5 protein-coding genes are annotated in these 5,765 nt (G+C 33.6%); all 5 read left to right on the top strand.

What is annotated here, in order from left to right:
- The first annotated feature begins 387 nt into the window (after positions 1-387).
- The 5 genes from LRA01S_RS10075 to arsB all read left to right on the top strand — a co-directional run bounded on the left by LRA01S_RS10075 (position 388) and on the right by arsB (position 5,651).
- The gene (locus LRA01S_RS10075; RefSeq protein ID WP_061775491.1) at positions 388-735 is read left to right on the top strand and encodes an ArsR/SmtB family transcription factor; all 348 of its coding nucleotides are present in this window, start codon (positions 388-390) and stop codon (positions 733-735) included.
- Positions 732-1,166, top strand: coding sequence for an arsenite efflux transporter metallochaperone ArsD (gene arsD / locus LRA01S_RS10070; RefSeq protein WP_061775490.1), 435 nt, complete (start codon positions 732-734; stop codon positions 1,164-1,166). Before LRA01S_RS10075 ends, arsD begins: the two co-directional genes overlap by 4 nt.
- A gap of 14 nt (positions 1,167-1,180) precedes the next feature.
- On the top strand, positions 1,181-2,896 hold the full coding sequence (arsA, locus tag LRA01S_RS10065; protein WP_061775492.1) for an arsenical pump-driving ATPase: 1,716 nt from the start codon (positions 1,181-1,183) through the stop codon (positions 2,894-2,896).
- Between the two features lie 17 nt (positions 2,897-2,913).
- A complete protein-coding gene (locus LRA01S_RS10060; RefSeq protein WP_061775489.1) occupies positions 2,914-4,575 on the top strand; it encodes an FAD-dependent oxidoreductase in 1,662 nt (553 codons plus the stop codon).
- A gap of 68 nt (positions 4,576-4,643) precedes the next feature.
- Positions 4,644-5,651 carry an ACR3 family arsenite efflux transporter gene (gene arsB, locus LRA01S_RS10055; protein ID WP_275575952.1) on the top strand — a complete coding sequence of 336 codons (1,008 nt, stop codon included), beginning with the start codon at positions 4,644-4,646 and terminating at the stop codon, positions 5,649-5,651.
- The last annotated feature ends 114 nt before the right edge of the window (positions 5,652-5,765 follow it).

Here is a 5,765-nt window from a genome sequence, read left to right as displayed (position 1 = left end):
CCTTTAGTAATTATTAGCGGAATTATAAAATTTAGAACAAATACTCAGTTAAACAAACGGAGTATTTAATTTTCTTAACGTCATATCTTAATTATATGATCAGATTGATTTCAGTATCCCAATGTGTTGTTAAACATCTGTATATGGGGATTTTATATTTTCCTCAATATAGATATTATTTCCAAATTTTGAATTATGAAAATGTGGAATCATTTGTTTCGAAGTGACATACATATAATAGTCATAACCAAAATCGATAGTTAAGTTATCACTAGTTAATTTTGTCCAAATAAAATCTCTTAGTTGTAACTCTAACACTCTTGATAATTCATCTATATTTGATTTGACAAAACATAAATAATCATTTATGTTTTAGGAAGGAATAATATGGACTATGAAAATATGGTTGTTGGACTTAAAGCTTTAGCTGAACCAAACCGTTTAAAGATTGTTGATTTACTTTCATGTGGAACAAAATGTGCTTGCGATCTTTTAGAACACTTTGATTTTTCTCAACCAGCACTTTCACACCATATGAAAGTGCTAGAAAAAGCGGAAATAATAACGGTTGAGAAAAAAGCAACGTGGAATTACTATTCATTGAGTGAAAAATTTACATTCAATTTTCAAGATTTATGTAAATCTCTTTTTTCTCATGATGACAAAACATGCATATGTGGCATAGAAATAAATGATTGCTCTTGCAGCAATAAAGAAGGAAATAGATTAAAATGAAAAAAATTGAAATATTTGAAACAGCAATGTGTTGTTCTACAGGAGTATGTGGGCCATCAGTTGATTCAGAGTTATTACGTATCACAAATTTGATGGATAGTTTAAAAGATAATAAAGAAATCAAAGCATTTCGATATAATTTGACAAGTAATCCGCAAGTGTTTGTTGTCAACAAAACTATTTTGAACCTTCTTCAAAGCAAAGGTAATGAAATATTGCCTGTAACTATGGTAGATGGTACAGTGATAAAAACAGGTGACTATCCAACAATGTCAGAATTTCAGGCACATTGTGAAACTCTTGATGAAGCGGAGAGTGGCTCTTGCTGTGATACCTCAGAAGGTTGTTGCGTTGTTGATGAAGAAATAGGAGTAGAAGTTGAATCGAAAACTAAAGGTCCTTGTTGTGACGGAAATACAGGATGTTGTTAATTGAGGGAAAGAAAATGAAGTTATATAATCCGCAAGAAATAGGCTTAACAAAGTATCTCTTTTTTACAGGTAAAGGTGGAGTTGGTAAAACAACTTCTGCATGTGCAACAGCCGTTAATCTCGCTGATTCAGGAAAGATGGTAATTCTTGTAAGTACTGACCCTGCTTCAAATCTTCAAGATGTTTTTCAAACTGAACTAACAAATAAACCAAAAGCTGTTGATCAAATTCCAAATCTAAAAGTTGCTAATTTTGACCCTATCACTGCTGCTAATGATTATAAAGAGAGTATTATAGGCCCTTATAGAGGAGTTCTTCCAGATTCTGTAGTTGAAAATATGGAAGAACAGTTATCTGGCTCTTGTACGGTGGAAATTGCAGCGTTTAATGAATTTGCAGCGTTTTTAACGGACAAGTCAGTTGAGAGCGAGTATGATTATGTTATTTTCGATACAGCTCCAACAGGTCACACGTTAAGAATGCTTGCATTACCTTCTGCATGGTCTAATTATTTAGATGAAAATGATATAGGTGTTTCTTGTTTAGGTCAACTCTCTGGACTAGGTGATAAAAAAGAAAGCTACGAACAGGCTGTAGAAACCCTATCTGACGGCAAATTAACCACCTTAATGCTTGTCACTCGTCCACAAAGAGCAGCAATTCAAGAAGCAAGCAAAGCTTCAAAGGACCTCTCTGATTTAGGTATCCATAATCAAAAATTAATCATCAATGGTTTGTTAGATAGTGCCGACGATGAAATATCAGAAATTATTTATAATCAACAAAGAAATGATTTAGATAACCTACCTCAAGAAATAAAAGACTACGAACAGCTTTATATCCCGTTACGACCATATAATGTCACTGGTTTAGATAAAATACGTGTGCTTCTATCTGAAAAACATCCAGAGATTGCATTAATAAGTTCAAACTTTATAGATTATTCCGATATATCTGATATTATTAATAATTTTGTTAATACAGATAAGAAAATTATTTTTACAATGGGTAAAGGTGGAGTTGGTAAAACGACAATAGCAATAAAAATAGCGCAAGCCTTGAAAAAACGTGGTAAAAAAGTTCATCTGGCAACGACAGACCCTGCAGACCATCTTAATTTTTATTTAGGTGATACTTCAGGCTTATCTTATAGTCATATTGATGAAGAAAAAGAACTTCGAGAATACAAAGAAGAAGTATTAGCTAAAGCACGAGAAACTATGTCAGGGGATGATTTTGATTATATCAAAGAAGATTTAGAATCTCCTTGTACACAAGAAATCGCTGTATTCCGTGCTTTTGCTGAAATAGTTGGAAAAGCTGACGATGAAATAGTTGTCATTGATACAGCTCCAACAGGTCATACATTCTTACTTTTAAAATCTACACAGAGTTATGCTAAAGAAGTGGAAAGAACAAATGGTGAAGTTCCTGAAGCAATTCAGAAACTACTCCCTCGTTTGCAAAATCCTGAAGAAACAGAAGTTCTTATGGTCACATTGCCTGAGACAACACCTGTTTATGAATCAATGAGACTCGCTGATGATTTAGATAGAGCAAATATTGCTCATACTTGGTGGTTAGTAAACCAAAGCATGGTTGCTACTCATACAAATAATGCTGTTTTGAAAGCTATAGCTTCAAATGAAATCAAATGGATTGAAAAGGTTGCTAAGCTCTCTGATAATAAATACGCTGTTGAAAAATGGCAACCTAACTTTGAAAAATAGGAAAATGGAGTACTTCTATGAAAATAATTATTATTGGATCTGTTGCTTCTGGAACTAGTGTAGCTGCTAAAGCACGTAGAAATACAGAAAGTGCAGAGATTACTCTTTATGATAAAGATACTGATATTTCTTATGCTGTATGTGGTATTCCTTACGCAATTGGTGGAGAAATAGCTGATTTTGAAGAGTTGACACCACGTGATGCAAAGTGGTTTAAAAAGCGTTATAACGTTGATATACATACTTCACATGAAGTACTATGCATTAATCATTCTACAAAAATAGTAACAGTAAAAAATTTATTAACTGGGGATGTATTTGAAGATAAATATGATGTTTTAGTTTTTGCTACAGGGGCAACATTTCTTACTCCTGATGCATTTTTAGGTAAACATTTCGAAAATGTTTTTCAAGTGAGAAATATTAATAGCGGAAAAAAAATTAAGTCTTTTATTGAAAACGAAAAGCCTATGACTGCTGTGATTGTAGGAGCAGGATATATAGGTCTTGAAGTTGCTGAGCAGCTTAAAGCACGTGGAATTGAAGTCACAATTCTTCAACGTGGTAAGCATCCTTTGTCACATTTAGACTGGGATATGTCTATTCGTATTGAAGATGAAATGATAAAACAAGGCATTGATTTCCGATCTGAAGAAACAATACAAACGTTAAATGGAAGTTCTCGACTTGATGAAGCAATCACCAATAAAGGAACAAAATTATCTGCGGATATGTATATCTTAGCAACTGGTGTCCAACCTAATGTATCCTTAGCTCAATCCATTGGCGTAAAACTTGGAGAAACAGGTGCAATTGCTACAGATAGTACACTTCAAACGAATATACCTGGAGTATACGCAGTGGGTGATGTAGCAGAAAGTTTCCACGTTATTACAGGCAAGCCTACTTATCGTCCTTTAGCTTCCACAGCAAACAAGATGGGGAGAATTGCAGGAGATGCTATGACATGTGGTCCCCTTCGATTTCAAGGTGTTTTAGGAACTGGTATCTTGCGTTTCTTTGATTTAACAATTGCTCAAACTGGACTAACAGAAAAAGAAGCTTTAGCTGAAGGTTATGAAGTTGCAGTATTGTTTAATATTAAGGCAGATAAACCAGACTATATGCACGGTAAAGAAATGGTTATTAAGGCAGTGGCTGACAAGCTCACTCATCGTATTTTGGGTGTGCAAATTATTGGGCCTCAAGGCGTGGATAAAAGAATAGATGTTTTTGCTTCAACAATAACTTTAGGAGTCACTGCAGAAGACTTATTCCACATGGACTTAGCCTATGCACCACCATTTTCTACTACAAAAGATCCATTAGCATATACAGGTATGGCATTAACCAATGCACTAACAACAGCTCCACTTATCACTCCGCATGACTTAATGGAACTTCAAAAAAACAATGAAAATATTACAATTATTGATACCCGAGCTCCAAAAAGTTATGAAAAAAATCATGTAGCTAACGCTATTAACATACCATTGTCAGAGCTACGAGAAAAGGCTTCAACACTTGATAAAAATAAGAAAACAATTGTTTATTGTAATAAAGGAGTGACAGGTAACGCTTCTCAAAATGTATTGAGAAATAAAGGCTTTAAAGAAGTTTATAACTTATCGGGTGGAAATAATAATTATCAGGAGTTGGTAAAGAAACAACAAAATTAGGAGAAAAGTAAAAAATGAATCTAGTAACTAAGAAGCTCTCATTTTTAGATCGTTACCTCACATTATAGATTTTTGTAGCAATGGGTATAGGTGTAGCTTTGGGATATTTTGTACCAAGTGTTGCAACAACTATTAATAACCTATCAATCGGCACTACATCTATACCTATTGCTATCGGTTTAATTCTCATGATGTATCCTCCATTGACAAAAGTGAAATATGGAGAAATGGGGAAAGTATTTAAAGATTGGAAAGTATTCTTACTTTCTCTTATTCAAAACTGGATTATTGGTCCAATATTGATGTTTGTCCTTGCAATTGTATTTTTACAAGGTTATCCTAGCTACATGGTTGGTTTAATTATGATAGGACTTGCTCGTTGTATTGCTATGGTTCTTGTTTGGACAGACTTAGCACATGGAGATAGCGAGTATACGGCAGGTCTTGTAGCTTTCAACTCTCTTTTCCAAGTATTTTTTTATTCTATCTTTGCATATTTCTTTGTAACTTTACTTCCAAAATGGTTGGGATTAGGAGATTATACCGTACATATTACAATTGGTGAAATAGCAACTTCAGTGTTTATTTACCTAGGTATTCCTTTCATTGCAGGGATTATTTCCCACTTTGGATTGATAAAACTTAAAGGTAAAACATGGTTTGAAGAAAAATTTATTCCCAAAGTAAGTCGTCTTACATTGATTGCTCTTTTATTTACAATTATTATTATGTTTGCAGTAAAAGGAGATAAAGTAGTAGAATTACCACTTGATGTAGTAAGAATTGCGATTCCCCTTCTATTATACTTTGTCTTGATGTTCTTTATATCTTTCTTTATGTCTAAGAAAATGGGAGCGAGCTATCCAGTAGCAACATCTCTTTCCTTTACAGCAGGAAGCAATAACTTTGAGCTTGCGATTGCTGTCGCTGTTGGTGTATTTGGGATTAACTCAGGTGAAGCCTTTACTGCAGTAATTGGTCCACTTGTGGAAGTTCCAGTTATGATTGCTTTGGTTAATGTTGCACTTAAAATGAAAAACAAATACTTTAAAGATAAAGAAAAATTTGAAGTGTAGATGGAGGACTTTGAAATGAAATTCAAGTTTAACTCTCTTTCTTCATTTAAAGAAAAATCATTACCTAATTTTACGGTTGAGAATAACGGATCTAGCATTATAAAAAGAATTTAA

This window comes from Pseudolactococcus raffinolactis NBRC 100932 (assembly GCF_001591765.1).
Lineage (GTDB): Bacteria > Bacillota > Bacilli > Lactobacillales > Streptococcaceae > Pseudolactococcus > Pseudolactococcus raffinolactis.
This window is presented reverse-complemented; position numbering and strand designations above follow the sequence as displayed.

What these genes read in the sequence shown, in the direction of transcription:
- LRA01S_RS10075 (WP_061775491.1), top strand. Translation starts at nt 388, where the DNA reads ATGGACTATGAAAATATGGTTGTTGGACTTAAAGCTTTAGCTGAACCA.
- arsA (WP_061775492.1), top strand. Translation starts at nt 1,181, where the DNA reads ATGAAGTTATATAATCCGCAAGAAATAGGCTTAACAAAGTATCTCTTT.
- arsD (WP_061775490.1), top strand. Translation starts at nt 732, where the DNA reads ATGAAAAAAATTGAAATATTTGAAACAGCAATGTGTTGTTCTACAGGA.
- LRA01S_RS10060 (WP_061775489.1), top strand. Translation starts at nt 2,914, where the DNA reads ATGAAAATAATTATTATTGGATCTGTTGCTTCTGGAACTAGTGTAGCT.